We start from the raw sequence: 24,886 nt of genomic DNA on the forward strand, positions 1-24,886 counted from the left end.
CCGCTCCAGGAGCACCACGATAATTCGAGCCGAACATGCGGCCGGCGCTGGTTCCAGCGTTTCTCTAGTCCTGCCAGAACAACTACAAGATCCCCCGACCGCCAGCGTGCGGCGGACGGGAAGGATGCGGAGGTTTCACCATGAATGCCCTGCACAGCCTGCAGACGGCGGCGGTTTCGATCCGCTCCGTACGCAAGGTCTACGGCGATCCGGCCAGCGGCCCCGTGGCGCTGAAATGCGTCGACCTGGATATCCGCGACAACGAGTTCTTCACCCTGCTCGGTCCCTCGGGCTGCGGCAAGACCACCCTGCTGCGGATGATTGCCGGCTTCGAATTCCCCACCGCCGGGGAAATCCAGCTGTACGGCGAAAACATCGCCGACCGCCCGCCGTTCGAGCGTCCGGTGAACACCGTGTTCCAGCACTACGCGCTGTTCCCGCACATGACCATTGCCGAGAACCTGGCCTTCGGCCTGGAATCGCACCCGATGGGCAAGCGCATGAGCAAGGCGGAGGTCGCCGAGCGCGTTCGCGAGATGCTCGCCCTGGTGCAGATGGAACGCTTCGCCCAACGCAAGCCGACCCAGCTCTCCGGCGGCCAGCAACAGCGCGTCGCCCTGGCCCGCGCCCTGGCGCCGCATCCCAAGGTGCTGCTGCTCGACGAGCCGCTCTCCGCCCTCGATCTCAAGCTGCGCCAGGCCATGCGCGAAGAGCTCAAGGCGATCCAGTCCAAGACCGGCATCACCTTCATCTTCGTCACCCATGACCAGGAAGAAGCCCTGACCATGTCCGACCGCATCGCCGTGCTCTCCGAGGGCGAGGTGCAGCAGGTCGGCTGCCCGGACGAGATCTACGAGCATCCGCGCAACCGCTTCGTCGCCGACTTCATCGGTGAGACCAACTTCCTCCCGGCGTGGGTCGAGAGCATCGCCGGCGACTGCGCACAGTTCCGCATCCCCGGCGGCCAGCTGATCCAGGCCGCCAGCCGCGACGGCCTCAAGAGCGGCGCCGAGGTCACCCTGTCGATCCGCCCGGAACGCCTGCAACTGGTGGCCGAGGACAACCCGTCCGCCACGCCGTGCAGCATCGCCCAGCAGATCTACCTGGGCACCGACCTGCAGTACCAGGTCAGCCTTGCCGATGGCACCCGCCTGACCGTCCGAGCGCCCAACAGCGCCGGCCAGCGTCAGCGCCTGGTGGCCGGGCAACGCGCCGGGCTGCTGTTCGAAACCGGCAGCGCCAGCGTCCTGCTGGACTGAGGCGGGGGTGAGCATGAACCAGATATCCACCACCGGCGGTGCGCTGGAGCGGCGCAAGGCGCTGAGGAGCTTCCTCGGCGTGTCGCCCGCGTTGGTCTCCATCGGGCTGTTCCTGATCGTGCCGATCTTCATCGTGATCGGCTATTCGCTGATGCAGGCCAATCCCTATGGCGGGGTCAACCCGCACTTCAGCACCGACGCCTACGTCTCGCTGCTGTTCGAGCGTCAGCTCGACGACAGCCTGGCCTTCGCCGACTCCTACATGGTGATTGCCCTGCGCTCCATCGGCATCGCTGCCGCGACCACCTTCATCACCCTGCTGGTGGGCTTCCCGGTGGCGGTGTGGCTGGCGATGCAGCCGGCGCACCGTCGCGGCCTGCTGATCTTCCTGATCACCGTACCGTTCTGGGCCAACCTGCTGATCCGCACCTACGCCTGGATCCTGCTGCTGCGCGGCACCGGCGTGGTCAACGGCACGCTGATGAGCCTGGGAGTGATCAACCAGCCGCTGAACCTGCTCTACACCGACGGCGCGGTGCTGCTGGGCCTGGTCTACACCTACGCACCCTTCGTGGTGCTGCCGATCTACGCCACCCTCGAGAAGATGGACATGCGCCTGCTCGAAGCGGCCCAGGACCTTTATGCCGGGCGCATCCGCACCCTGCGCAAGGTGGTCCTGCCGATCGCCCGTCCGGGCATCCTGGCCGGCGCCATCCTCACCTTCGTGCCCTGCCTGGGCGCGATGATCGCTCCCGAACTGCTCGGCGGCGGCACCAAGATGATGCTCGGCAACCTGATCTTCCGGCAGTTCAGCGACGGGCGTAACTGGCCCTTCGGCGCGGCGCTGTCGCTGGTGCTGATGGCCGCGGTGATGCTGGTGCTGATGTTCTACGCGATGCGCGCCGAGCGCCTGCGCATCGCTCGGGGAGGTGAATGATGCTCTCGCTGCTGACCAAGCGCCGTCTGGGCGTGCAGGATTTCCGGGGCTTCGGCGCCCTGAGCCTGCTGTTCTACATCTACCTCTACGCGCCCATCGTGGTGCTGGTGGTGCTCTCGTTCAACGCCAACCAGTCCGCCACCGTGTGGACCGGCTTCAGCCTCGACTGGTACCGCAGCGCCTTCGCCAACCAGGCGCTGCGCCAGGCCGCCGGCAACAGCCTGCTGATTGCCGTGTGCGCCTGCGTGCTGTCCACCGTGATCGCCACCCTGGCCGCGCTGGGCACCTCGCGCGGGGCCAAGTTCAAGGGCCTGCGCCTGTCCATGGGGGCGATCATGCTGCCGCTGGTGCTGCCGGAGATCGTGGTCGGCGTCGCCACCCTGGCGCTGTTCTCCACCCTCGGCCTGTCGCTGGGCTACGGCAACCTGATCATCGCCCACACGGTGTTCTGCATCCCGTTCGCCTACCTGCCGATCCGCGCCCGGTTGAACGACATGGACCTGTCCCTGGAGCAGGCCGCCGCCGACCTCTACGCCGGCCCCTGGCGGACATTCCGCAAGGTCACCCTGCCGCTGCTGACCCCGGGGATCGTCTCCGGGCTGATGCTGGCCTTCATCGTCTCGCTGGATAACTTCGTGATCTCGATGATGGTCTCCCAGGCTGGCACCACCACCTTGCCGATCTTCATCTTCGGCCTGCTGCGCATGGGCGTGACGCCCGACGTGAACGCAGTGTCGACCCTGATCCTCGGTGTTTCCGTGCTGTTCGTAACCCTGTCGTTCCTGCTCGGCAAGAAGAAGGCCTGAGCCCACATACCGGAGTAGAAGATGAGCAAACTGATCGCAGCAGTAGGGGCCTCGCTGACGCTGGCCGTGGCCGTCCACGCGCAAGCCGCCGAGCAACTGAACGTGGTGAGCTGGAGTGGTTATTTCACCCCGCAGATCCTGGAGAAGTTCGAGAAGGAAACCGGCATCAAGGTAACCGTGGATTCCTACGACTCCAACGAGACCCTGCTGGCCAAGCTCAAGCAGGGCGGTGCCGGCTACGACGTGGCCATTCCCTCGCACCAGTTCGTGCCGATCCTGGTGAAGGAGAAGCTGCTGGAGCGCTTCGATCCGGTCAGCCAGCCGTACTACGCGAACATCGTGGACAACCTGAAGAAGCCTACCTGGGACCCGGAAGGCGCCTACTCGGTGCCCTTCATCTGGGGCACCACCAGCGTGGTGCTGGATACCGCCAGGTACAGCGGCCCGATGGACAGCTACTCGGTGCTGTTCACCCCGCCCAAGGAACTGCAGGGCAGGATCAACATGTTCGACTCCTCCAGCGAGGTGATCGACACCGCCAGCCTCTACTTGGGCATCCCGCCGTGCAGCGAGGACCCCAAGCAGATGCAGCAGGTGCTCACCCTGCTGAAGAACCAGAAGCCCTTCGTGAAGACCTACAGCTCCAAGGCCGGCTCGATCCGCGAGAACCTGGCCTCGGGCGAGGTCGACATGTCGATGTTCTGGGGCGGCTCGTCGATGCGTGCGCGTGAGATGAAGTCGAGCCTGAAGTATCTCTACCCGAAAGAGGGCGTGATGGCCTGGGTGGACAACCTGGTGATCCCGGCCGGCGCCAAGCACCCCGAGAGCGCCAAGAAGTTCATCGCCTTCATGAGCCAGCCGGAAAACTCGGCGATGACCCAGAACTTCCTCAAGCACCAGAGCCCGATCAAGGGCGTGGAGCCTTTCCTCGACGCTGGCCTGAAGGATGCGCCTGAACTGCACATCCCCGAAGGCACCAAGGTGGTATTCAGCCAGACCTGCGGCGAGGGCGCGATCCGCCTGGCCGACCGTATCTGGACCAACCTGATGCGCTGATCCCGCCAAGCGGGAAAACGGCAAAGCGATGCGCGCGTGCGCCAGCTCGGCGCAGCGGCATCGCTCGGCCTGAAGAACGCAACAAGCCCTGCCTGCGGGCGGGGTCGCTGAACCCGACCGACGCTTCCCACCTGCCGGAAGCCTGATGAAAGAAGGCCGCGCTCCATGAGCCAGTACAAGCACAATAACGAACTCGTCCAGCTGCAGGCCCACGAACTGGCCCAGCGCATCCGCCTGCGCCAGGTGTCCTGCCGCGAAGTCATGCAGGCGCACCTTGAGCAGATCGAGCGGTTCAACCCGGCGGTCAACGCCATTGTCAGCCAGCAACCCGACGATCTTCTGCTTGCCGAGGCCGACCAGCGCGACGCCGAACTGGCCCGCGGCGAGTACCGCGGCTGGATGCACGGCCTGCCCCACGCGGTGAAGGACCTGTCGCTGACCCGGGGCATCCGCACCACCCTGGGCTCGCCGCTGTTCCGCGACTACTTGCCCGAGCGTGACGGCATCATGGTCGAGCGCATCAAGGCGGCCGGCGCCATCATCATCGGCAAGACCAACACCCCCGAATTCGGCCTTGGCTCCCACAGCTACAACCCGATCTTCGGCGCTACCGGCTGTGCCTACGCGCCGGAGCGCACCGCCGGCGGCAGCAGTGGCGGCGCCGCAGCGGCCCTGGCACTGCAGATGGTTCCGGTGGCCGATGGCAGCGACATGATGGGCTCGCTGCGCAACCCGGCGGCCTTCAACAACATCATCGGCTTCCGTCCGTCCCAGGGCCGCGTGCCCTTTGACGACAGCGCCGACCTGTTCATCGACCAGCTCGGCTACGAAGGTCCCATGGGCCGCAGCGTGCGCGACGTGGCGCTGCTGCTGTCGGTGCAGGCCGGTAGCGATGCCCGCGCGCCGCTGTCCATCGCCGAATCCGGCGAGCAGTTCGCCGGCAACCTGGAACGCGACTTCAAGGGGGCGCGCCTGGGCTGGCTGGGTGACCTCGGCGGCCATCTGCCGATGGAGCGCGGCGTGCTGGATCTGTGCCGGAATTCCTTCGCCGACTTCGAGGCCATCGGCTGCCAGGTTGAAGACACCGCCATGGGCTTCTCTGCCGAGCGGCTCTGGGACACCTGGCGTACCCTGCGTCACTGGATGGTCGCCGGCTCCCTCGGTGCGACCTACGCCGACCCGGCCAAGCGCGAGCTGCTCAAGCCCGAGGCGATCTGGGAGATCGAGAACGGCCTGAAGCTCTCGGCCGTGGAGGTGTTCCGCGCTTCCGCCGCGCGCAGTGACTGGTACCGCGCCATCAGCCAGCTGTTCGAACGCTACGATTACCTGCTGCTGCCCAGCGCCCAGGTGTTCCCGTTCGACAAGAACTGGGACTGGCCGAAGGAAATCTCTGGCAAGCCGATGGACACCTACCACCGCTGGATGGAAGTGGTGATCCCCGGCACCCTGTCCGGTTGCCCGGTGGTCAACGTGCCGGTCGGCTTCAATGAACAGGGACTGCCGATGGGTATCCAGATCATCGGCAAGCACCAGGCCGACATGGCCGTGCTGCAACTGGCCCATGCCTACGAGCAGGCGTCGCGCTGGTACCAGCGCTGCCCGCCGCCGCTGTTGGCGGGAGCCTGACTCACTTATCCACACGCTCAGGGGGACGCATGAATATCAGCTTCTTCCAGGAACTGCTGCAAAGCATCACCGAGCGCGGCCGGCAACTGCTGGAGTCGCGCGAGCCGGCGCCGGGCAATGCCCAGGCGCTGGCGCAGGCGTGCCACAAGCTGATCTCCAGCCACGGCGAAGCCTCAGGCGTTGCCCTGGCGCAGCAGGTGCTGTGCGCTTACCGGGATTGCCCGGAGGTCCAGCAGAAGGCGTTCTTCGACATCCTGCTGAAGGATTTCGCCCCATCCCGCGAAGCGCTGGCCGAAGCCTGCCAGCGTTATCTCGACGACCCGTCATCGGCCAACACCACGGCGCTGTTCCAGGCCAGCGAACCGCCACGCCAGGAACTGTTCCGCCGCCTGAACCAGGCGCCCGGCGGCACCGCCCAGCTGATCGCCATGCGCCGCCTGCTGCTGCAGGAATTGAAAGCCAGGCCGGAACTGACGGCAGTGGACCACGACCTGCAGCACCTGCTGGCCTCCTGGTTCAACCGGGGCTTCCTGGTGCTGCGCCGCATCGACTGGTCGACCCCGGCGTCGATCCTGGAAAAGATCATCAAGTACGAGGCCGTCCACGCCATCAAGGACTGGGACGACCTGCGCAGTCGCCTGCAGCCGGCGGACCGCCGCTGCTTCGCCTTCTTCCACCCGGCCCTGGCCGACGAGCCGCTGATCTTCGTCGAAGTGGCGCTGACCCGCGCCATGCCGGGCGCCATCGCTGACATTCTGGAGCCCGGTGCCCAAGCGCAGCCGGCGGAAGAACCGGATACCGCAGTGTTCTACTCCATCAGCAACTGCCAGGACGGCCTGCGCGGCATCTCCTTCGGCAACTTCCTGATCAAGCAGGTGGTGGAGGAGCTGGCGCGGGAGATTCCGGCCCTGCGCCAGTTCGTCACCCTTTCGCCGGTGCCCGGCTTCCGTCGCTGGCTCGATAGTCTGGGCGAGGACGCGCAGCTGGGCGCGGCTGCCGCCGAATGCCTGAAGGCGCTCAAGCCCGACGCACCACCACCGCCGCGCCTGGAGCAGCCGCTGCTGGCGCTGGCCGCCGAGTACTTCCTGCACGCCAAGAACGGCGGCGGCCTGCCGCTGGACCCGGTGGCGCGCTTCCACCTGGGCAACGGTGCCCGCCTGGAGCGCCTGAACTGGCGCGGCGACCTCTCCGCGACCGGCCTGCGCCAGGCCGCCGGGCTGATGGTCAATTACCGCTACGAACTGCGCCAGATCGAAAAGAACCACGAAGCCTACGCCAACCAGGGCACGGTCACGGCCTCTCCCGAGGTCCGCAAGCTGGCCAGCCTGTCGGCGAAAACAAAACGCTAGGACCCGCACATGAACCAGAGCCTTTTCGCCGAAGTCGGCAAACACCTGCCCAGCGACCTCACCAAGCCCTTCATCCGCACCCCCGAGGGCGGCGGCTACAGCTACGCCGACATGCTGCGCAGCACCTCGCAGTTCGCCCACGCGCTGGTGGAGCTCGGCGTGCAGCCGGGCGACCGCGTCGCCGTGCAGGTCGACAAGAGCCCCGAGACGGTGATGCTCTATCTCGCCGTCCTGCGCGTCGGCGCGGTCTACCTGCCGCTCAACAGCGGCTACACCGGCGAGGAGCTGCGCTACTTCCTCGACGACGCCGAACCCTCGCTGTTCGTCTGTGCCCCGGCCTTCGAAGCCCAGGCCCGTGAACTGGCCGAGGCCAGTGGTGTGGCGCGCGTGGCGACCCTGGGTGACCAGGGCGACGGTTCGCTGATGGACGCCGTACAGGGCAAGCCGGGACGCTTCGTCGACGTGGAGCGCGCATCGAGCGACCTTGCCGCGATCCTCTACACCTCCGGCACCACCGGGCGCTCCAAGGGCGCGATGATCAGCCATGGCAACCTGGTCTCCAACGCCCGCGCGCTGGTGGATTACTGGAAGATCAGCCCGTCCGACTGGCTGCTCCACGCGCTGCCGATCTTCCACATCCACGGCCTGTTCGTGGCCTGCAACAGCCTGCTGATGGCCGGCGGCTCGATGCTGTTCCTGAGCAAGTTCGACGCCGCTCAGATCCTCAAGCTGCTGCCCCAGGTGAACCTGCTGATGGGCGTGCCGACCTTCTACACCCGGCTGCTCGATCAGCCCGGCCTGACCCGCGAGGCGGTGGCGCACATGCGCCTGTTCATCTCCGGCTCCGCGCCGCTCACCGCCGAGACCCACCGCGCATTCTCCGAGCGCACCGGCATGGCCATCCTCGAACGCTACGGCATGACCGAGACCGGCATGAACACCTCCAATCCCCTGGACGGCGAGCGCATCGCCGGCACCGTCGGCTTCCCGCTGCCGGGCGTCGAGCTGCGCATCACCGATCCGGGCGCGGGCGAAGCGACCGTGCTGCCCCAGGGCGAGCCGGGGATGATCGAAGTGCGCGGGCCGAACGTGTTCCAGGGCTACTGGCGCATGCCGGAGAAGACCGCCGAGGAACTGCGCGCGGACGGCTACTTCATGACCGGCGACATCGGTTTCATCGACGACAAGGGCTACGTGCAGATCGTCGGCCGCAGCAAGGACATGATCATCAGCGGCGGCTACAACGTGTACCCGAAGGAGCTGGAACAGATCCTCGATACCCTGCCGGGCGTGGCCGAATCGGCGGTGATCGGCGTGCCGCATCCGGACTTCGGCGAGGGCGTGACTGCCGTGCTGGTGGCGAACAAGGAACACACCCCGACCGAAGCGGAAGTCCTCGCCGCCCTGGACGGCAAGCTGGCGCGCTTCAAGCAGCCCAAGCGGGTGATGGTGGTCGACGCGCTGCCGCGCAATGTGATGGGCAAGGTGCAGAAGAACGTGCTGCGGGAGCAGTTCAAGGCGTTGTACGCCTGAGCCCGATTCGCATGAAAAAGCCTCGCTCACGCGGGGCTTTTTGCTTTTGTAGGAGCAACTGTCTTCTTGTGAGGTCGTGCCTGCGATTTTCCCTCTCCCCAGCCCTCTCCCTGAAGGGAGAGGGAGCTGCCCGTGCCGGCTGACGTCAAGGTTTCATGCTGTGCCGTACGGTCCCCTCTCCCGCTTGCGGGAGAGGGTTAGGGAGAGGGGCTTTCGGGCTCGTAGGAGCGGACTTCGTCCGCGATATGCCTGCTTCGCGCCTCTATTTCCTGCGCCGCTTTGGCGTGCGCGCGGACTTCTTGTTTCGCCCCCTCGGGCGACCTCCTTTGGCAAACGACGGATGGCCGCCCCACCCAAAGGAGGCAAAGGTCTTGCCCCAATCATCCGGTTTTTCGCTTGGGGCGAAAAATACCCTCGTTGAAGCACAGTTTCCGGGGCACGCCGCGAAGGGCCATCCCTGGCCCATCGCGGCTCTCGCGACATCCATGCCGCTCAACCCCTGAAACTGTGCTTCAACGAGGCCTCCTGAACGGGGCGGTTCGGAGTGCGTGGATGTTTCTCTGGAAATCTTTTTAAAGCCAAAGCCGGCGAGATGGCGCTCTTCGTAGGAGCGAGCTTGCTCGCGAATCGCTCAACGCCGGATTTCCCTGTAGGAGCGACAGAATGAAAAAGCCCCGCTTGAGCGGGGCTTTTTGTGTCGCCGGAACGCTATCAGCGAACGGTCACCACCACCTTGCCTACCGCCTTGCGCTGGCCCAGGTGATTGATCGCATCCGCCGCCTTCTCCAGCGGATAGGTCTGCGACACCAGCGGCTTGATCTTGCCCTCGGCGAACCAGCTGAACAGCTGCTGGAAGTTCGCCGCATTGTCCTGCGGCTGGCGCTGGGCGAAGGAGCCCCAGAACACGCCGACCAGGGACGCGCCCTTGAGCAGGGTGAGATTGGCCGGCAACGACGGGATGGTGCCGCTGGCAAAACCCACCACCAGCATGCGGCCGTTCCAGGCGATGGAGCGGAACGCTTCTTCGAACAGGTCGCCTCCCACCGGGTCGTAGATCACGTCCACACCCTGGCCGCCGGTGATTTCCTTGAGCTTGTCCTTCAGGCTGCCTTCGCTGTAATTGATCAGCACGTCGGCGCCGGCGGCCTTGGCCACTTCCAGCTTGGCGTCGCTGCTGGCGGCGGCGATCACCTTCGCGCCCATGGCCTTGCCGATTTCCACCGCCGCCAGGCCCACGCCGCCGGAGGCGCCGAGCACCAGCAGGGTCTCGCCCGGCTGCAGGTTGGCGCGCTGCTTCAGCGCATGCATGGAGGTGCCGTAGGTCATGCCGAAGGCGGCTGCGCTGGCGAAGTCCATGCCGTCGGGAATCGGCATCACGTTATAGCCGGGCACCGCCACTTCCTCGGCGAAGCTGCCCCAGCCGGTCAGCGCCATCACCCGGTCGCCGGGCTTCACGTGGGTGACCTTCTCACCCACCGCACCCACCACGCCGGCAGCCTCGCCACCCGGAGAGAACGGGAAGGGCGGCTTGAACTGGTACTTGCCCTCGATGATCAGGGTGTCGGGGAAGTTCACCCCGGCGGCATGCACCTGCAGCAGGACTTCGTTCTTCTTCGGCTCGGGGCTGGCGACGTCTTCCAGCACCAGGGTTTCGGCGGGGCCGAAGGCTTTGCACAGCACGGCTTTCATGGGGATTACTCCGCTTTAGGTATCGGGCCAGTGTAGGAGTGCATGGCGAGGGGGCAAATCACCATGGTCCCGGCTTATGCCCCGATATAGCTTGGGCGCCGGCGCGAGTGTGGCTATCCTTTGGGCCATCGAATCCGGAGACATCGCCTTGAGAGCTTTCCTCGCCCTGTTGCTGGTCCTGTCCTTCAGCCCCTTCGTTGCCGCGGAAGAAGAGGCCAAGCCCGAAGACGCCAACAAGCCGGTCTTCGTCGACCTCACCCCGGCCTTGGTGGGCAACTATGGCAGCGGTCCGAAGCTGAAATACTTCAAGGCCGACATCGCCCTGAAGGTCACCGGCAAGGAGGCCTCGGAGAAGGTCGAGCATCATGAGCCGCTGATCCGCAACCAATTGGTGATGCTGTTCGCCCAGCAGACCGACGACTCCCTCGGCAGCGTCGATGGCAAGGAAAAGCTGCGCCAGGAGGCTCTCAAGCAGGTGCAGGGCGTCCTGCAACAGGAAGAGGGCAAGCCGCTGGTGGATGACCTGCTGTTCAACAACCTGATCGTCCAGCCCTGACCTCGGGCCTGCCCATCGCGCAGTAGGGCCCTAAGCCCCGTCAAACCAGGCATGTAGGAAATTTCCTAGTCACGCCTGACTTGTATCAAGCGTCATTCGCCGCCGATTACCGATGATCCCCTCATGATTCGCTCGAATTCGAGCGCACGCAGAAGGGGATTATCGGATGGCAGGAATCGCAAAAAGCTGGCGCACCCGCGGACTGATCGTGGTGGTTGCGGCCGTGCTCGCCGCGCTGGCCTGGCAGACGTTCAAACCGGCCGGCCTCCCCGAAGGCTTCGCCGGCGGTAACGGACGCATCGAGGCCACCGAGGTGGACGTGGCCACCAAACTGCCTGGACGGGTGGCGGAAATCCTGGTGGACGAGGGCGACTTCGTGAAGGCCGGCCAGGTGGTGGCGAAGATGGACACCCAGGTGCTCCAGGCCCAGCTCGCCCAGGCCCAGGCTGAGGTGCGGCAGGCGCAGAATGCCCGGCTCACCGCTGAATCCCTGGTCGCCCAGCGCACCAGCGAGAAGGCCACCGCCGAAGCCGTGGTCGCCCAGCGCCAGGCGGAACTGACCGCCGCGCAGAAGCGCTTCACCCGCACCGAGCAGCTGGTTAAGCGCAATGCGCTGCCACAACAGCAACTCGATGATGACCGTGCGGTGATGCAGAGCGCCCAGGCCGCACTGGCCGCCTCGCGCTCGCAGGTGGTGTCGGCGCAGGCCGGCATTGCCGCCGCGCGCTCCCAGGTGATCGAGGCGCAGTCGGCCATCGAGGCCGCCACCGCGAGCACCGTGCGCCTGCAGGCGGACATCGACGACAGCCTGCTCAAGGCCCCGCGCAACGGCCGCGTGCAGTACCGTGTGGCGCAGCCGGGCGAAGTGCTGGCCGCCGGCGGCAAGCTGCTCAACATGGTCGATCTGGCTGACGTCTACATGACCTTCTTCCTGCCCTCGGGCCAGGCCGGCAAGGTCGAGCTGGGCCAGGAAGTGCGCCTGGTGATCGATGCGGTGCCGGAGTACGTGATCCCGGCGAAAGTCTCCTACGTCGCCAGCGTCGCGCAGTTCACCCCGAAGACCGTGGAAACCGCCAACGAGCGCGAGAAGCTGATGTTCCGCGTCAAGGCGCGGCTGGATCCGGAGCTGCTTGCGAAGTACATCACCTACGTGAAGACCGGCGTGCCGGGCATGGCCTACCTGCGCCTCGACCCGCAAGCGCAGTGGCCGGCTGAACTGCAGATCAAGGTTCCGCAATGAACACCGCCGACTGCGTGGCCCGTCTGGCTGGCGTCTCGCTGCGCTACGGCGAGACTCGCGCGGTGGACAACGTCACGCTGGATATCCCGGCCAACCGCATGGTCGGCCTGATCGGCCCGGACGGCGTCGGCAAGTCCAGCCTGCTGGCGCTGCTGGCCGGCGCGCGGAAGATGCAGGACGGCGAAATCCAGGTGCTTGGCGGCGACATGCGCGACGCCCGCCACCGCCGCTCCGTGTGTCCGCGCATCGCCTATATGCCCCAGGGCCTGGGCAAGAACCTCTATCCCACGCTCTCGGTGTTCGAGAACGTCGACTTCTTCGGCCGCCTGTTTGGCCACGACAAGGCCGAGCGTGAGCGGCGCATCGCCGACCTGCTGCACAGCACGGGGCTGGCGCCGTTCGCCGAACGGCCGGCGGGCAAGCTCTCCGGTGGCATGAAGCAGAAGCTCGGGCTGTGCTGCGCGCTGATCCACGACCCCGACCTGCTGATCCTCGACGAACCCACCACCGGCGTCGATCCGCTTTCGCGCAACCAGTTCTGGGAGCTGATCGGCCGCATCCGTGCCGGCCGCGAGGGCATGAGCGTGCTGGTCGCCACCGCCTACATGGAGGAGGCCGAGCGCTTCGACCACCTGGTAGCGATGGACGACGGCAAGGTGCTCGCCACTGGCACACCCGCCGAACTGCGCGAGCACACCGGCACCCGGAATCTGGAAGAAGCCTTCATCGCCCTGCTGCCCGAGAGCAAGCGCGCCGGTCACCACACGCTGGTGATTCCGCCGCGCGCGCAGAGCGAAGGCGCTCCGCAGATCGCCATCGAGGCCGAGGGGCTGACCTGCCGCTTCGGCGATTTCGTCGCAGTGGACCATGTGAGCTTCCGCATCGAGCGCGGGGAAATCTTCGGCTTCCTCGGTTCCAACGGCTGCGGCAAGTCCACCACCATGAAGATGCTCACCGGCCTGCTGCCGGCCAGCGAAGGCACCTGCGCGCTGTTCGGCCAGCCGGTGAACGCCAACGACATGGAGACGCGCCGGCGCGTCGGCTATATGTCCCAGGCCTTCTCGCTGTATGCCGAACTGACGGTGCTGCAGAACCTCGAACTGCACGCCAGGCTGTTCCACCTGTCGGCCGACCAGATCGGGCCGCGCGTACAGGAGATGCTCGAACGTTTCGACCTGGGCAAGGTGCGCAACGAGCTGCCCGACAGCCTGCCGCTGGGCATCCGCCAGCGCCTGTCGCTGGCCGTGGCGGTGATCCACAAGCCGGAAATCCTGATCCTCGATGAGCCCACCTCGGGCGTCGACCCGGTGGCCCGCGACGGCTTCTGGGAACTGATGGTGGAGCTGTCGCGCAACGACGGCGTGACCATCTTCATCTCCACCCACTTCATGAACGAGGCCGAGCGCTGCGACCGCATCTCGCTGATGCACGCCGGCAAGGTGCTCGACAGCGATACTCCGCAGGGCCTGATGGAAAAACGTAGCCTACCGACTCTGGAAGCTACCTTCATCGCCTACCTGGAAGAGGCCGCCGGCAGCGCGCCGGTGCCGGAGGCGGCCCCCGCGCCGCAAGCGCCCGCTACGCCCTCGAAGTACACCGGCAGCGACCGTTTCAGCTGGCTGCGCCTGTTCAGCTACGCGCGCCGCGAGGCCATGGAGCTGCGCCGCGACCCGATCCGCCTGACCCTGGCGCTGGTGGGTACCGCGCTGCTGATGTTCATCATCGGCTACGGCATCAACATGGACGTCGAGGACCTCACCTACGCGGTGCTCGACCGTGACCAGACCACCACCAGCCAGGCCTACGCGCTGAACATCGCCGGCTCGCGCTACTTCATCGAGAAACCGACCATTCAGGACCCGGACGACCTGGAGCGGCGCCTGCGCAGCGGCGACATCAGCCTGGCAGTGGAGATCCCGCCGAACTTCGGCCGCGACCTCAAGCGCGGTGCCGATCCGCAGATCGGCGTGTGGATCGATGGCGCCATGCCGACCCGCGCCAACACCGTGCTCGGCTACGTACAGGGCCTGCATTCGAGCTACCTCGCCGATCTCGCCCGACAGCATGGCAGTGCTGCCGCCAGTGCGGCGGCCAGCACCGAAGTGCGCTACCGCTACAACCCGGACGTGGAGAGCCTCAAGGCGATGGTGCCGGCGGTGATCCCGCTGCTGCTGATCATGATCCCGGCGATGCTCACCGCCCTGGGCGTGGTGCGCGAGAAGGAGCTGGGCTCGATCACCAACCTCTACGTCACGCCGGTCACACGACTGGAATTCCTGCTGGGCAAGCAGTTGCCCTACATCGGCATGGGCATGATCAACTTCGTGTTGATGCTGGCCATGGCCGTGCTGCTGTTCCAGGTGCCGCTCAAGGGCAGCTTCCTCGCGCTGCTGATCGGCGCCTTCCTCTACGTGGTGACCAGCACCGGGCTGGGGCTGCTGCTCTCGACCTTCATGAAGAGCCAGATCGCCGCGGTGTTCGGCACCGCCATCGCCACCATGATCCCGGCCATCCAGTTCTCCGGACTGATCCACCCGGTGTCGTCGCTGGAGGGCGCGGCGGCGGTGATCGGCCAGCTCTACCCGACCTCGCACTTCCTGGTCGTCAGTCGCGGCGCCTTTTCCAAGGCGCTGGGTTTTACCGACCTGTGGGTCTACTACCTGCCGTTGCTGGCGATGGTGGTGGTGCTGACGCTGCTCAGCGTGGCCTGCCTGAAGAAGCAGGAGGTCTGAGATGAAGAAGCTGGCGAACATCTTCAACCTCGGCATCAAGGAATTCCGCAGCCTGGGCCGCGACTACGCGATGCTGATCCTGATCGCCTGGGCCTTCACCCTTGGCGTCTACAGCTCCGCCACCGGCGTGCCGGAAACCCTGCACCATGCGCCCATCGCCATCGTCGACGAGGACCAGTCGCAGCTCTCCACGCGTATCATCAACGCCTTCCAGCCACCGTACTTCCGACCGCCAGAAATGATCGGCCACGCGCAGATGGATCGCGGCATGGACGTCGGCCTGTACACCTTCACCCTGGACATCCCGCCGGACTTCCAGCGCGACGTGCTGGCCGGGCGGCAGCCGGCGATCCAGGTCAACGTCGACGCGACCCAGACCGGGCAAGCCTTTTCCGGCGCGGGCTACATCCAGAGCATCATCGGTACCGAGGTGCGCGAGTTCGTCGGCCGCTACCGCGCCGAGGCGTCGATGCCGGCGGAGCTGGCGGTGCGCATGGAGTTCAACCCGAACCTGACCCAGGCCTGGTTCGGCGCGGTGATGGAAGTGATCAACCAGATCACCATGTTGTCGATCATCCTTACCGGCGCCGCGCTGATCCGCGAGCGCGAGCACGGCACGGTGGAGCACCTGCTGGTGATGCCGCTGACTGCCTTCGAGATCATGATGGCCAAGGTCTGGTCCATGGGCACCGTGGTGCTGGTGGCGGCAGCCATCTCGTTGCAGCTGGTGGTGCGCGGCTGGCTGGACGTGCCGATCAGCGGCTCGGTGGGGCTGTTCCTGCTGGGCGCGGCGCTGCACCTGTTCGCCACCACGTCCATGGGCATCTTCCTCGGTACCGTGGCGCGCTCGATGCCGCAGCTGGGGCTGCTGGTGATCCTCACGCTGATGCCGCTGCAGATTCTTTCCGGCGGCACTACTCCGCGCGAGAGCATGCCGGAGCTGGTGCAGCACATCATGCTGGCGGCGCCGACTACCCACTTCGTCAGCCTGGCCCAGGCGATCCTCTACCGCGGGGCGGACCTGTCCATCGTCTGGCCGCAGCTGCTGGCCATCGTCGGCATCGGTGCGGCGTTCTTCGCCGGCGCCCTGTGGCGCTTCCGCCGGACCATAGGGCAGATGGCGTAATGTCCGCTCTTCGCTCCTACAGAAATGCCATCCTCACTCCACCGGCCACACGCACGTCTGGTTCCGCCCCCGATGCTTCGCCGCGTACAGCGCCTGGTCCGCCTGGGCGATCAACTGGTCCGGCTCGCTGTCCTGTCCTGGCTTGGCGATGGCCACGCCGATGCTGATGGCCAGGCGCCCCAGCTCCGTCGCCGGGTGGGCGATGCCCAGCTCGGCGATCCGCTGGTGCACCCGCGCGGCCACGTGGGCGGCACCGTCCAGGCCGGTATCGGCGAGGATGATCACGAACTCCTCGCCACCGTAGCGGCAGGCGGCGTCCCCTTCGCGCTGCAGGCAGCCGCGCAGGGCGCCGGCGACCCGGCGCAGGGCATCGTCGCCGGCCAGGTGGCCGAGGCAGTCGTTGAACAGTTTGAAGTGGTCGACGTCGAGCATCAGGATCGCCAGCGGCGAGTCGGAGCGGCGCAGGCGGCGCCACTCGCTCTGCAACTGGCGGTCGAAGTAGCGGCGGTTGTACAGGCCGGTGAGGCCATCCTGCTGCGACTGCTTCTGCAGCTGGGCTTCCAGTTGCAGACGTTCGCCATTGTCGCGGGCCACGGCGATCAGGTACTCGCGTTCGCCCTGGTGGGCCAGTTGGGTATTGATCTCCGCCGCCTGCAGGCTGCCGTCGCGGCGTTGCATCTCGCGCTGGAAGATCATCGACAGGTTCAGTCGATTGGCCTGCTGCACCAGTTGCAGCCAGGCGAAGAAGCCGGGAATCAGACGCTCCGGGTCGTCGCGCAGCAACTGGCGGAACTCCTCGGCGCTGTAGCCGAGGCTGCTGTAGGTGGCGCAGTTCATGTGCAGCAGCTCGCGGGTGTGCAGCTCGAAGATGAACAGGGCGTCGCGGCTGGAATCGGTCAGGTCGAGCACCAGTTGCAGGCGTTCGCGGCTGTCGAGCAGGTGCCCCTCGATTTCCTGGCGTTGCTCGGCTTCCAGGTTGAGCAGGCGGTTGCTGGCGCTGAGCGCGGTGGCGCGGCGGGCGTTGTCCCGCGCCAGGGCGAGGGCGGCGACCAGCAGCAGGCTGATGGCCACGGCGGCGCTGAAGACGACCGTCGGTAGCGGTGTGGAGAGCGATTTCACCAGCGTTGCGCTGGGGCTGAGCTCCAGTTCGAAGTTGCGGTTGTTCAGCAGCTGCAGCGGCAGGCGCAGGGTGTCCTCGGCGCGGCTCTCCGGCTGGGCGCGGACGTACAGCGGCTGGCCATGCTCCAGCAGGCGCACGCTGAACAGCTGGCTGTCGGCCTGCTCCAGCAGGTGGTTCATCAGGTTGCCGACGCGGAAGACGCCTTCCATGAAACCGTCGAACTGCAGCGTGCCGTCCGGGGCGCGCAGGTAGACCGGCGTGTAGAGCACGAAGCCGCGTCCACCCTGGAGCAGCTCGATGCTGTCGCTCAGGTGTGGCTTGCCGGTGTCGCGGGCGGCCATCGCGGTGGCGTAGCCGGGGCTCATCGGCGTCAGCCAGTAGTTCAGCGCCACCTCGTTGCCTTGCAAGGGCTCCACCCAGTGGATGCGCAGGTTCGCATCGGCCCACTGGATCGACTGGTAGCCGGGGAAGTTGTCGATGTAGAAGCGCGCGTTGAGCTCCCATTCCGAGCGCTGGATGCGCCCGTGGTGGGTCCAAAGCTCGGCCAGCAGGTCCAACCCCTGCACCTGTTCGTGCAGGTTGGCCTCCAATTGGTGGGCGAGGGCGCGCGCCTGGTAGTTCAGGCGTTCGCGAACCCGTTGCCGTTCGCTGTTGGCCAGTTCAAGGCCGAGCCAGGCGCTGGCCAGCAGTAGAACGCAGAGCAGGCCGCCAAGTCCGAGATAGGTGGCAAGGGAGGACTTCAGGCGGTCCATGCGATGAATTCCGAAAGCGTTCCTTACCTAATAGCACAGTGACATCTGCCTTTCACGGCCAGGCTATTTCCTGGCTTGTCCCCCGTCAGTGCCGGGCCAGGCCCAGCACGATCCGCCACTGCTCCTCGGTCACCGGCATCACCGACAGGCGGCTGCCGCGCTGGACCAGCGGCATTTCTTCGAGGCCCGCCTGGGCCCTGAGCGCGGCCAGCGGCAGCACCGACTTGAAAGCCTCGACGAAACCCACGTCGCGGGCGGTCCAGGGGTTCTTTTCCGCGCTGGCCTTGGGGTCGTGATAGTGGCTCTGCGGATCGAGCGCGGTGGGGTCGGGGTAGGCCTCGCCCTCGATCTGCGCGATCCCGGCGATGCCCGGCTCGGGGCAGCTGGAGTGATAGAAGAAGAACAGGTCGCCCGGCTGCATGCTGCGCATGAAGTTGCGCGCCTGGTAGTTGCGCACGCCGTCCCAGCGCGCGGTCTTCAGGCGCTTGAGGTCGTGGATCGAGAGCTCGTCAGGCTCGGATTTCATCAGCCAGTATGCGCGTGCCATCGGCGAAGGCCTCCTTGGATGTGGCGAATGTCCGGACTCGTCCGGGGACTAAGGGTAGGTGTTTCCCCTGCGACAAGCTGCCGGCTCGCGGGAGATTTGCTGTAGGAAGAAAATGTAGGAAATCGGCATGAACCTTGCCTGAAAGTGCCCGATGTTTTGGCAGGCGTGCCTCCTCCGACGATCGGTTGGCGTCAGAATTGCGAGAAGCTTTTCATTGTCGGAGAATGCCGCCGTTTTTAGCTTGGCCCGCCGGACGGACAAAAAAACCACCGCCGGCCATCGTGGACAGTTTGCCTGGAAGGGGGAGGCAATCGATGAAACGCAAGCCTGATCTTTTGTGGGTTCTGGTAATCCTGTTCGGCCTGGGGGTCGTCACCACCGGTTACACCCAGAGCCTCTGGGAACGCCAGGGCAGTCTGCCTGCCCAGGTCACTCAGCAGCCCTGATTCTTCGCCGGGTGTCGCAGGGATCGCGACGCCTGTGCAAGCCGGCCATACCAGCCGCCATCCGTCACCGTGCCCATCAGCGGCACGTCCCAGCTGGCCAGCTCCAGCCGATCGACCTTCTGACATTCGTGCGCCAGACCCAATAGCGTCGGTGTGTGCCAATTTTTGCGCATGCCCAGGTAGGCCAGGGTGCGGTCGTAGAACCCCTTGCCCATGCCCAGGCGACCGCCCTGCGGATCGAACCCCACCAGTGGCAACAGCAGCAGGTCCAGCGCCCAGGCAGGGCGTTGCTGGCCGCGGTTGGGCACCGGCTCGGCGATGCCGAAACGGTTGCGCGTCCAGCGTTCGCCAATGCCGACGCGCTGGAAGGTCATGTGGGTTTTCGGCCAGTCCGACAGCACCGGCAGATAGGTCGCCTTGCCGCGCCTCTGCGCCGCTTTCATCAGGGGCCGTGGGTCGATCTCGCCGTCAGCCGGCAGATACAGGGCGATGTGCTTCGCGCGGCGAAACAGCGGATGCTGCGCCAACTGGCGATACAGGGCCTGGGCCGCGAGACGTTGCTGGAGCGGGGTGAGGGCGCGTCTGGCCTGGCGCAGCTTGCGGCGCAGGGCCGGACGGGAGAGACCGTCGGAATGGATCATGAAAGGGTAAAGCTCCCCGGACATGCCGCTGTCGGGTTAGCCCTTGAACCCGAGAGTTCAAGGTGGTGGTTGCAGTAGGCTTTAAGGCTTTCCGTCGTGCGGACATGCACACCAGCCCAACTGGCAACCCCCGTTGTTGCAATTATCGGCTCAGGGACATCACCGACTGGCAAACACACCAGGGAACGGGGTGGATTATACCCCAAGGAAATTTCCAGGGTCAGACTTCACCCGGTTCCTTATCGGTGGTAAGGGCCCGGTCCACGCGCTCGAGCAGTTCGCGCACGCGCTCGCGGGTGGAGCTGCTGTCGTGGTCCTGGCGCTCCTGCTTGTGCAGCAGGTCGTGGGTGATGTTCAGCGCGGCCATCACCGCCACGCGGTCGGCGCCGATCACTTTGCCGCTGGAACGTATCTCGCGCATCTTGCTGTCGAGATAGCGCGCGGCGCTTTCCAGGTTGACGCGTTCCTCGGGAGGGCAGGCGATGCAGTACTCCTTGTCGAGGATTTGAACATTGAGGGTATTCGACTGGCTCATGAGTCCTGCTCCAAGGCTTTGAGTCGCAAAATCATCGCTTCGACCTTCTGCCGCGCCAATTCGTTCTTCTCGATCAGATGGGCGCGTTCTTCCCGCCAGCTTTTCTCGTTCGCCCGCAGCAGCCGGTTTTCGGCCTTGAGCTGCTCCAGGCGCTGGAGCAGCTGGTCGAACTTGGCGATCAGCGTGTGCAGGTCGGCGTCTTCCATGGGCTCTCGCTTGGCTCTTTACTCGTAAGAATGGGAGTGACCGGGAACTATATAGGACCGCCGTGGGGGTGGGTCAACGCGGCGACCCGTTACATGGTCTTGCACTGGGCGGCGGTGCTAGGATACGGGACCACATTCTATGCGCGGCGCCCGATGGCGCCTAGCTGCCTTACCCCGGGTTCGATCATGTCCACGTCAAGTTCCGCCTATACCGCCTTCTCCGCCCTGCTCGCCGAGGCCGCCCTGCCGATTTCCCCCGCCGAGCTGCACGGCCACCTGCTCGGCCGCGTCTGCGCCGGTTCCGGCTTCGACCAGGACGAATGGCTGCAAGCCGCCGGCGAGCTGCTCGGCGGTGAGCCGGGTGAGCGTCTGAGCGCGGCCCTGGGTGGCTTGTTGGGCATGGTCCAGCAGGACTTCAGCGCCGGCGAGATGGCCGTGGTGCTGATGCTGCCCAATGACGACGCCCCGCTGGCCGAGCGCGCCGCGGCCCTGGGCCAGTGGTGCCAGGGCTTCCTCGCCGGCTTCGGACTGGCGTTGCGCTCCCCCAGCCTGTCCGACGAAGCCGACGAAGTGCTGCAGGACATCGCCGCTATCGCCCAGGTCCAGGGCGCACTGGAAGATTCCGAAGACGGCGAGGCCGACTATATGGAAGTGCAGGAGTACCTGCGCGTCGCCCCGCTGCTGCTGTTCTCCGAGTTCGGCAAGGTGCCGGCACCGGCCGAGAAACCGTCCCTGCATTGAGGTTGCTGCATGATCCGTATCGCCAAGTCGGAATACGCCCGTCGGCGCAAGGCGCTGATGGCGCAGATGGAACCCAACAGCATCGCCATTCTTCCGGCGGCGCCGATGTACATCCGCAACCGCGACGTCGAGCACGTCTACCGCCAGGACAGTGACTTCCAGTACCTCACGGGCTTCCCCGAGCCGGAAGCGGTGATGGCGCTGATCCCCGGCCGCGAGCATGGCGAGTACGTACTGTTCTGCCGCGAGCGCGATCCCGAGCGTGAGCTCTGGGACGGCCTGCGCGCCGGTCAGGACGGCGCGATCAGCAACTTCGGCGCCGACGATGCGTTTCCCATCGGCGATATCGACGACATCCTCCCCGGCCTGATCGAAGGCCGTGACCGCGTCTACTACGCACTGGGCGCCAACCAGGAGTTCGACCGCCGGCTGGTGGACTGGATCAACGTGATCCGTTCCAAGGCCCGCCAAGGGGCGCAGCCGCCGAACGAGTTCGTCGCCCTCGACCACCTGCTGCATGACATGCGCCTGTACAAGAGCGCGGGCGAGGTGAAGGTGATGCGCTACGCCGCCGAGGTTTCCGCCGGCGCCCACGTGCGCGCCATGCAGATCTGCCGTCCGGGGCTGAGCGAGTATCACCTCGAAGCCGAGCTCGACTACGCCTTCCGCAAGGGCGGGGCGAAGATGCCGGCCTACGGTTCCATCGTCGCCACCGGTCGCAACGCCTGCATCCTGCACTACCGGGAGAACGACGCGCCGATCAAGGACGGTGACCTGATCCTGATCGACGCCGGCTGCGAGATCGACTGCTACGCCAGCGACATCACCCGCACCTTCCCGGCCAATGGCGTGTTCAGCCCCGAGCAGAAGGCGATCTACCAGTTGGTGCTCGACGCCAACATGGCCGCCTTCGACTACATCGCGCCGGGTCGCCACTGGAACGAGGCCCACGAGGCCACCGTGCGGGTCATCACCGCGGGCCTTGTGAAGCTCGGCCTGCTCAGCGGCGATGTCGATGAACTGATCGCCAATGAAGCCTACAAGGCCTTCTACATGCACCGTGCCGGCCACTGGCTGGGCATGGACGTGCATGATGTCGGCGAGTATCGCGTCGGCGGCGAATGGCGCGTGCTCGAAGTGGGCATGTCGATGACCGTCGAGCCGGGCATCTACATCTCCCCGGACAACACCGACGTGCCGAAGAAGTGGCGCGGCATCGGCGTACGCATCGAGGACGACGTGGTGGTGACCAAGACCGGCTGCGAGATCCTGACCAACGGTGTGCCCAAGACCGTCGCCGAGATCGAAGCGCTGATGGCGCAAGCCCGCGCCCAGGCCGCCTGACATGCAACGTACGCAACTGGCCATCATCGGTGGTGGTCTGGTCGGCGCGAGCCTGGCTCTGATCCTCCAGGCCGGCGCCCGCGAGCGCGGCTGGCGGATCGTGCTGGTCGAGCCGTTCGCCCCCGGCGATGCCTACCAGCCCAGCTACGATGCGCGCTCGTCCGCGCTGTCTTTCGGTAGCCGGCAGATCTACGAACGCCTGGGGCTCTGGCAGCAGATCGCCCAGCGCGCCGAGCCGATCTCGCAGATTCACGTCTCCGACCGTGGCCGCTTCGGCTCCGCGCGCCTGACAGCGGTAGAGGAGGGCGTTCCGGCCCTGGGCTATGTGGTGGAGAACGCCTGGCTCGGCCAGAGCCTGTGGCGTGCCCTGGACCCGGAAGTGGTCAGCTGGCGCTGCCCCGCCGAGGTGCGGCGGATGGAAGCGATCGGCGATGGCTATCGCCTGACTCTGGACGACGACACGCAGCTGGACTGCGACCTTGCCGTGCTGGCCGATGGCGGCCGTTCCGGCCTGCGCGAGCAGCTGGGCATCGGCGTGCGCTCCTCGTCGTACGGGCAGACCGCGCTGATCGCCAACGTCAGTCCGTCCGAAGCCCACCGTGGCCAGGCTTTCGAACGCTTTACCGAGAACGGCCCGCTGGCCCTGCTGCCGCTGCCGGAAAACCGCTGCGCGCTGGTCTGGACCCGCAATGGCCGCGATGCCGAGCGCTTGCGCGAGCTGCCCGATGCGGCCTTCCTGTCCGAATTGCAGGAAGCCTTCGGCTATCGCCTCGGCGCCTTCCGCCAGGTCGGCGCCCGCTATGGCTACCCGCTGAGCCTGATCGAGGCCGAGGAACAGATTCGCCCGCACCTGGTGGTGCTGGGCAATGCCGCCCACAGCCTGCACCCGATCGCCGGACAGGGCTTCAACCTGTCGCTGCGCGATGCCCAGGCACTGGCTGACCGGCTGTTGCAGGAAGAGGCCGTGCCGGGCGATTTCGCCGTGCTGCAGCGTTATCTCGACGGCCAGCGCCTGGACCAGCAGATGACCGTCGGCTTCTCCGACCGTGTCACCCGCCTGTTCTCCAACGCCCAGCCGCTGCTCGCCACCGGCCGCAACCTGGGCCTGCTCGGCCTCGACCTGCTGCCGCCGGCCAAGCGCTGGTTCGCTCGCCAGGCCATGGGCCTGGGCGCCCGCCCGGTGTGACAGCCCCCAGTCAGAAGGAAATTCGATGCACGCGGATCTGGTAATAGTCGGAGCTGGCATGGTCGGCAGCGCGCTGGCCCTGGCCCTGGAAGGCAGCGGCCTGGACATCCTGCTGCTGGATGGCAGCCCGATGAGCGTCACGCCGTTTGACCGCGAGTCGAGCTTCGAGCCGCGCGTCAGCGCCCTGTCCGAAGCCAGCCGGCGCATCCTCCAGCGCTTGCACGCCTGGGACGGCATCGCCGCGCGCCGCGCCGAGCCTTATCGCGAGATGCAGGTGTGGGACGGCTCGGGCACCGGGCAGATCCACTTCAGCGCCGCCAGCGTGCATGCCGAGGTGCTCGGCCATATCGTCGAGAACCGCGTGGTGCAGGATGCCCTGCTGGATCGCCTGCACGACTCCGCCCTCGGCCTGCTGCCCGGCGCGCGCCTGGAGCAGCTGCGCCATTCCGGCGACGACTGGCTGCTGACCCTGGCCGATGGCCGGGAAATCCGCACGCCGCTGGTGATCGCCGCCGACGGCGCCAACTCGGCGGTGCGCCGCCTGGCCGGCTGCGCCACCCGCGAGTGGGATTACCTGCACCACGCCATCGTCACCAGCGTGCGCTGCGAGAAGCCGCACCTGGCCACGGCCTGGCAACGCTTCACCGATGACGGCCCGTTGGCCTTCCTGCCGCTGGCGAAAGAGGGCGACGCGCACTGGTGCTCGATCGTCTGGTCGACCACTCCGGAGCAGGCCGAACGCATCATGGCGCTGGACGACGACGGTTTTTGCGCCGCGCTGGGACGGGCCTTCGAGCACCGCCTGGGCGCCATCGAGCATGCCGACCGCCGCCTGTGCATCCCGCTGCGCCAGCGTCACGCCAAGCGCTACGTGGAGCCGGGGCTGGCGCTGATCGGCGATGCCGCGCACACCATCCATCCGCTGGCCGGGCAGGGCGTCAACCTCGGTTTCCTCGATGCCGCGGTGCTCGCCGAGGTGATTCTGCATGCCTACGAGCGGGGCGAGAACATTGCGGAAGAGCGCGTGCTGAGCCGCTTCGAGCGCCGCCGGATGCCGCACAACCTGGCGATGATGGCGGCGATGGAAGGCTTCCAGCGCCTGTTCCAGGCCGACCCGCTGGCGGTGCGCTGGCTGCGCAATGCCGGGCTGCGGCTGGTGGACAAGCACCATGAAGCCAAGGGCATGTTCGTGCGGCAGGCGCTGGGGCTCTCCGGCGATCTGCCGACGTTGGCGCGGGTTTGATAACGGCGGCCTTCGGCCCCTCACCCTAACCCTCTCCCAAGGGGAGAGGGGACTGATCGGCGCAAGCGGATGATTCAGGGCTCGCCGGTTGACTCCGCGACATCCACCTGCTCCGAATAGCTCCCTCTCCTCTGGGAGAGGACTGGGGTGGGGGCTCTTGGTTTACTACCCCAGTATCCCCGCGACCCCAAACCGCACCCTCCCGAAACACCCCGA

General features: G+C 66.3%; 22 protein-coding genes and 1 other RNA gene. 16 read left to right on the forward strand and 7 right to left on the reverse strand.

The genetic code is table 11. The features are described 5' to 3' along the window. Window positions 1-140: 140 nt before the first annotated feature. From SD196_RS01450 to SD196_RS01480, 7 genes are all read left to right on the forward strand, one after another. Window positions 141-1,259, forward strand: a complete 1,119-nt coding sequence (locus SD196_RS01450) for an ABC transporter ATP-binding protein (RefSeq protein WP_370600503.1) — start codon at window positions 141-143, stop codon at window positions 1,257-1,259. 13 nt (window positions 1,260-1,272) lie between these two features. Beyond that, window positions 1,273-2,196 (forward strand): ABC transporter permease, encoded by a 924-nt coding sequence (locus tag SD196_RS01455; protein WP_343576417.1) that lies wholly within the window; start codon window positions 1,273-1,275, stop codon window positions 2,194-2,196. Further along, entirely contained in the window at window positions 2,196-3,002 is an 807-nt protein-coding gene (locus SD196_RS01460; protein WP_275612058.1) for an ABC transporter permease, read from the forward strand. The genes SD196_RS01455 and SD196_RS01460 overlap by 1 nt, the downstream gene beginning before the upstream one ends. Window positions 3,003-3,023: 21 nt before the next feature. After that, on the forward strand, window positions 3,024-4,058 hold the full coding sequence (locus tag SD196_RS01465; protein WP_331315525.1) for an extracellular solute-binding protein: 1,035 nt from the start codon (window positions 3,024-3,026) through the stop codon (window positions 4,056-4,058). Window positions 4,059-4,223: 165 nt separating this feature from the next. Next, window positions 4,224-5,684, forward strand: coding sequence for an amidase (locus tag SD196_RS01470; protein WP_416310991.1), 1,461 nt, complete (start codon window positions 4,224-4,226; stop codon window positions 5,682-5,684). 29 nt (window positions 5,685-5,713) lie between these two features. Next, window positions 5,714-7,033 carry a malonyl-CoA decarboxylase gene (locus SD196_RS01475; RefSeq protein ID WP_416310992.1) on the forward strand — a complete coding sequence of 440 codons (1,320 nt, stop codon included), beginning with the start codon at window positions 5,714-5,716 and terminating at the stop codon, window positions 7,031-7,033. Window positions 7,034-7,042: 9 nt separating this feature from the next. Beyond that, on the forward strand, window positions 7,043-8,566 hold the full coding sequence (locus SD196_RS01480; protein ID WP_416310993.1) for a malonate--CoA ligase: 1,524 nt from the start codon (window positions 7,043-7,045) through the stop codon (window positions 8,564-8,566). 711 nt (window positions 8,567-9,277) lie between these two features. Here the strand turns inward: SD196_RS01480 and SD196_RS01485 are convergent. Next, on the reverse strand, window positions 9,278-10,255 hold the full coding sequence (locus SD196_RS01485) for an NADPH:quinone oxidoreductase family protein (protein ID WP_343576424.1): 978 nt from the start codon (window positions 10,253-10,255) through the stop codon (window positions 9,278-9,280). 148 nt (window positions 10,256-10,403) lie between these two features. On the opposite strand from SD196_RS01485, the gene SD196_RS01490 reads away from it, so the two are divergent. The 4 genes from SD196_RS01490 (at window position 10,404) to SD196_RS01505 (ending at window position 15,909) form a co-directional block, all read left to right on the forward strand. After that, window positions 10,404-10,811 carry a flagellar basal body-associated protein FliL gene (locus SD196_RS01490; protein WP_275609722.1) on the forward strand — a complete coding sequence of 136 codons (408 nt, stop codon included), beginning with the start codon at window positions 10,404-10,406 and terminating at the stop codon, window positions 10,809-10,811. 166 nt (window positions 10,812-10,977) lie between these two features. Then, window positions 10,978-12,051, forward strand: coding sequence for an HlyD family secretion protein (locus tag SD196_RS01495; protein WP_331315536.1), 1,074 nt, complete (start codon window positions 10,978-10,980; stop codon window positions 12,049-12,051). After that, the gene (gene rbbA, locus SD196_RS01500) at window positions 12,048-14,783 is read left to right on the forward strand and encodes a ribosome-associated ATPase/putative transporter RbbA (protein WP_416310994.1); all 2,736 of its coding nucleotides are present in this window, start codon (window positions 12,048-12,050) and stop codon (window positions 14,781-14,783) included. Before SD196_RS01495 ends, rbbA begins: the two co-directional genes overlap by 4 nt. A gap of 1 nt (window position 14,784) precedes the next feature. Next, window positions 14,785-15,909, forward strand: a complete 1,125-nt coding sequence (locus tag SD196_RS01505) for an ABC transporter permease (RefSeq protein WP_416310995.1) — start codon at window positions 14,785-14,787, stop codon at window positions 15,907-15,909. Window positions 15,910-15,942: 33 nt separating this feature from the next. On the opposite strand, the gene SD196_RS01510 is transcribed toward SD196_RS01505, so the two are convergent. Next, complete coding sequence (locus tag SD196_RS01510; RefSeq protein ID WP_275609726.1) at window positions 15,943-17,781, reverse strand: diguanylate cyclase; 1,839 nt, start codon at window positions 17,779-17,781, stop codon at window positions 15,943-15,945. Between the two features lie 85 nt (window positions 17,782-17,866). Further along, on the reverse strand, window positions 17,867-18,328 hold the full coding sequence (locus SD196_RS01515) for an EVE domain-containing protein (protein ID WP_275609727.1): 462 nt from the start codon (window positions 18,326-18,328) through the stop codon (window positions 17,867-17,869). Between the two features lie 314 nt (window positions 18,329-18,642). Between SD196_RS01515 and SD196_RS01520 the strand changes: the two genes are divergently transcribed. Next, window positions 18,643-18,774 carry a hypothetical protein gene (locus SD196_RS01520; RefSeq protein ID WP_275609728.1) on the forward strand — a complete coding sequence of 44 codons (132 nt, stop codon included), beginning with the start codon at window positions 18,643-18,645 and terminating at the stop codon, window positions 18,772-18,774. Here SD196_RS01520 and SD196_RS01525 read toward each other — a convergent pair. The 4 genes from SD196_RS01525 to SD196_RS01540 all read right to left on the reverse strand — a co-directional run bounded on the left by SD196_RS01525 (window position 18,762) and on the right by SD196_RS01540 (window position 20,156). Further along, the gene (locus tag SD196_RS01525; RefSeq protein WP_416310996.1) at window positions 18,762-19,415 is read right to left on the reverse strand and encodes a 5-formyltetrahydrofolate cyclo-ligase; all 654 of its coding nucleotides are present in this window, start codon (window positions 19,413-19,415) and stop codon (window positions 18,762-18,764) included. The two genes, SD196_RS01520 and SD196_RS01525, sit on opposite strands and share 13 nt — an antisense overlap. 9 nt (window positions 19,416-19,424) lie before the next feature. Further along, a non-coding RNA gene (gene ssrS, locus SD196_RS01530) (6S RNA) lies at window positions 19,425-19,603 on the reverse strand. Between the two features lie 32 nt (window positions 19,604-19,635). Then, complete coding sequence (locus SD196_RS01535) at window positions 19,636-19,950, reverse strand: cell division protein ZapA (protein WP_275609730.1); 315 nt, start codon at window positions 19,948-19,950, stop codon at window positions 19,636-19,638. Beyond that, entirely contained in the window at window positions 19,947-20,156 is a 210-nt protein-coding gene (locus tag SD196_RS01540) for a TIGR02449 family protein (RefSeq protein WP_015475059.1), read from the reverse strand. The genes SD196_RS01535 and SD196_RS01540 overlap by 4 nt, the downstream gene beginning before the upstream one ends. 186 nt (window positions 20,157-20,342) lie before the next feature. Here SD196_RS01540 and SD196_RS01545 point away from each other — a divergent pair, with 186 nt between their 5' ends. From SD196_RS01545 to SD196_RS01560, 4 genes are read left to right on the forward strand one after another with little or no spacing between them, the layout of a single operon-like run. Beyond that, the gene (locus SD196_RS01545) at window positions 20,343-20,897 is read left to right on the forward strand and encodes a UPF0149 family protein (RefSeq protein WP_275609731.1); all 555 of its coding nucleotides are present in this window, start codon (window positions 20,343-20,345) and stop codon (window positions 20,895-20,897) included. Window positions 20,898-20,906: 9 nt separating this feature from the next. Next, complete coding sequence (gene pepP, locus SD196_RS01550; RefSeq protein ID WP_275609732.1) at window positions 20,907-22,241, forward strand: Xaa-Pro aminopeptidase; 1,335 nt, start codon at window positions 20,907-20,909, stop codon at window positions 22,239-22,241. Window position 22,242: 1 nt separating this feature from the next. Then, window positions 22,243-23,427: a 2-octaprenyl-6-methoxyphenyl hydroxylase gene (gene ubiH, locus SD196_RS01555; protein ID WP_331315549.1), complete on the forward strand. Its 1,185-nt coding sequence runs from the start codon at window positions 22,243-22,245 to the stop codon at window positions 23,425-23,427. Window positions 23,428-23,452: 25 nt separating this feature from the next. Then, window positions 23,453-24,670, forward strand: a complete 1,218-nt coding sequence (locus tag SD196_RS01560) for a 2-octaprenyl-3-methyl-6-methoxy-1,4-benzoquinol hydroxylase (protein ID WP_416310997.1) — start codon at window positions 23,453-23,455, stop codon at window positions 24,668-24,670. Window positions 24,671-24,886 lie beyond the last annotated feature (216 nt).

It is taken from the genome of Pseudomonas macauensis, assembly GCF_047902425.1.
GTDB lineage: Bacteria > Pseudomonadota > Gammaproteobacteria > Pseudomonadales > Pseudomonadaceae > Pseudomonas.

What these genes read in the sequence shown, in the direction of transcription:
- SD196_RS01485 (WP_343576424.1), bottom strand. Translation starts at nt 10,255, where the DNA reads ATGAAAGCCGTGCTGTGCAAAGCCTTCGGCCCCGCCGAAACCCTGGTG.
- ubiH (WP_331315549.1), top strand. Translation starts at nt 22,243, where the DNA reads ATGCAACGTACGCAACTGGCCATCATCGGTGGTGGTCTGGTCGGCGCG.
- SD196_RS01495 (WP_331315536.1), top strand. Translation starts at nt 10,978, where the DNA reads ATGGCAGGAATCGCAAAAAGCTGGCGCACCCGCGGACTGATCGTGGTG.
- SD196_RS01475 (WP_416310992.1), top strand. Translation starts at nt 5,714, where the DNA reads ATGAATATCAGCTTCTTCCAGGAACTGCTGCAAAGCATCACCGAGCGC.
- SD196_RS01450 (WP_370600503.1), top strand. Translation starts at nt 141, where the DNA reads ATGAATGCCCTGCACAGCCTGCAGACGGCGGCGGTTTCGATCCGCTCC.
- SD196_RS01470 (WP_416310991.1), top strand. Translation starts at nt 4,224, where the DNA reads ATGAGCCAGTACAAGCACAATAACGAACTCGTCCAGCTGCAGGCCCAC.
- SD196_RS01460 (WP_275612058.1), top strand. Translation starts at nt 2,196, where the DNA reads ATGCTCTCGCTGCTGACCAAGCGCCGTCTGGGCGTGCAGGATTTCCGG.
- SD196_RS01510 (WP_275609726.1), bottom strand. Translation starts at nt 17,781, where the DNA reads ATGGACCGCCTGAAGTCCTCCCTTGCCACCTATCTCGGACTTGGCGGC.
- SD196_RS01535 (WP_275609730.1), bottom strand. Translation starts at nt 19,950, where the DNA reads ATGAGCCAGTCGAATACCCTCAATGTTCAAATCCTCGACAAGGAGTAC.
- SD196_RS01480 (WP_416310993.1), top strand. Translation starts at nt 7,043, where the DNA reads ATGAACCAGAGCCTTTTCGCCGAAGTCGGCAAACACCTGCCCAGCGAC.
- SD196_RS01560 (WP_416310997.1), top strand. Translation starts at nt 23,453, where the DNA reads ATGCACGCGGATCTGGTAATAGTCGGAGCTGGCATGGTCGGCAGCGCG.
- SD196_RS01505 (WP_416310995.1), top strand. Translation starts at nt 14,785, where the DNA reads ATGAAGAAGCTGGCGAACATCTTCAACCTCGGCATCAAGGAATTCCGC.
- SD196_RS01465 (WP_331315525.1), top strand. Translation starts at nt 3,024, where the DNA reads ATGAGCAAACTGATCGCAGCAGTAGGGGCCTCGCTGACGCTGGCCGTG.
- SD196_RS01545 (WP_275609731.1), top strand. Translation starts at nt 20,343, where the DNA reads ATGTCCACGTCAAGTTCCGCCTATACCGCCTTCTCCGCCCTGCTCGCC.
- pepP (WP_275609732.1), top strand. Translation starts at nt 20,907, where the DNA reads ATGATCCGTATCGCCAAGTCGGAATACGCCCGTCGGCGCAAGGCGCTG.
- SD196_RS01520 (WP_275609728.1), top strand. Translation starts at nt 18,643, where the DNA reads ATGAAACGCAAGCCTGATCTTTTGTGGGTTCTGGTAATCCTGTTCGGC.
- SD196_RS01455 (WP_343576417.1), top strand. Translation starts at nt 1,273, where the DNA reads ATGAACCAGATATCCACCACCGGCGGTGCGCTGGAGCGGCGCAAGGCG.
- SD196_RS01525 (WP_416310996.1), bottom strand. Translation starts at nt 19,415, where the DNA reads ATGATCCATTCCGACGGTCTCTCCCGTCCGGCCCTGCGCCGCAAGCTG.
- SD196_RS01540 (WP_015475059.1), bottom strand. Translation starts at nt 20,156, where the DNA reads ATGGAAGACGCCGACCTGCACACGCTGATCGCCAAGTTCGACCAGCTG.
- SD196_RS01515 (WP_275609727.1), bottom strand. Translation starts at nt 18,328, where the DNA reads ATGGCACGCGCATACTGGCTGATGAAATCCGAGCCTGACGAGCTCTCG.
- rbbA (WP_416310994.1), top strand. Translation starts at nt 12,048, where the DNA reads ATGAACACCGCCGACTGCGTGGCCCGTCTGGCTGGCGTCTCGCTGCGC.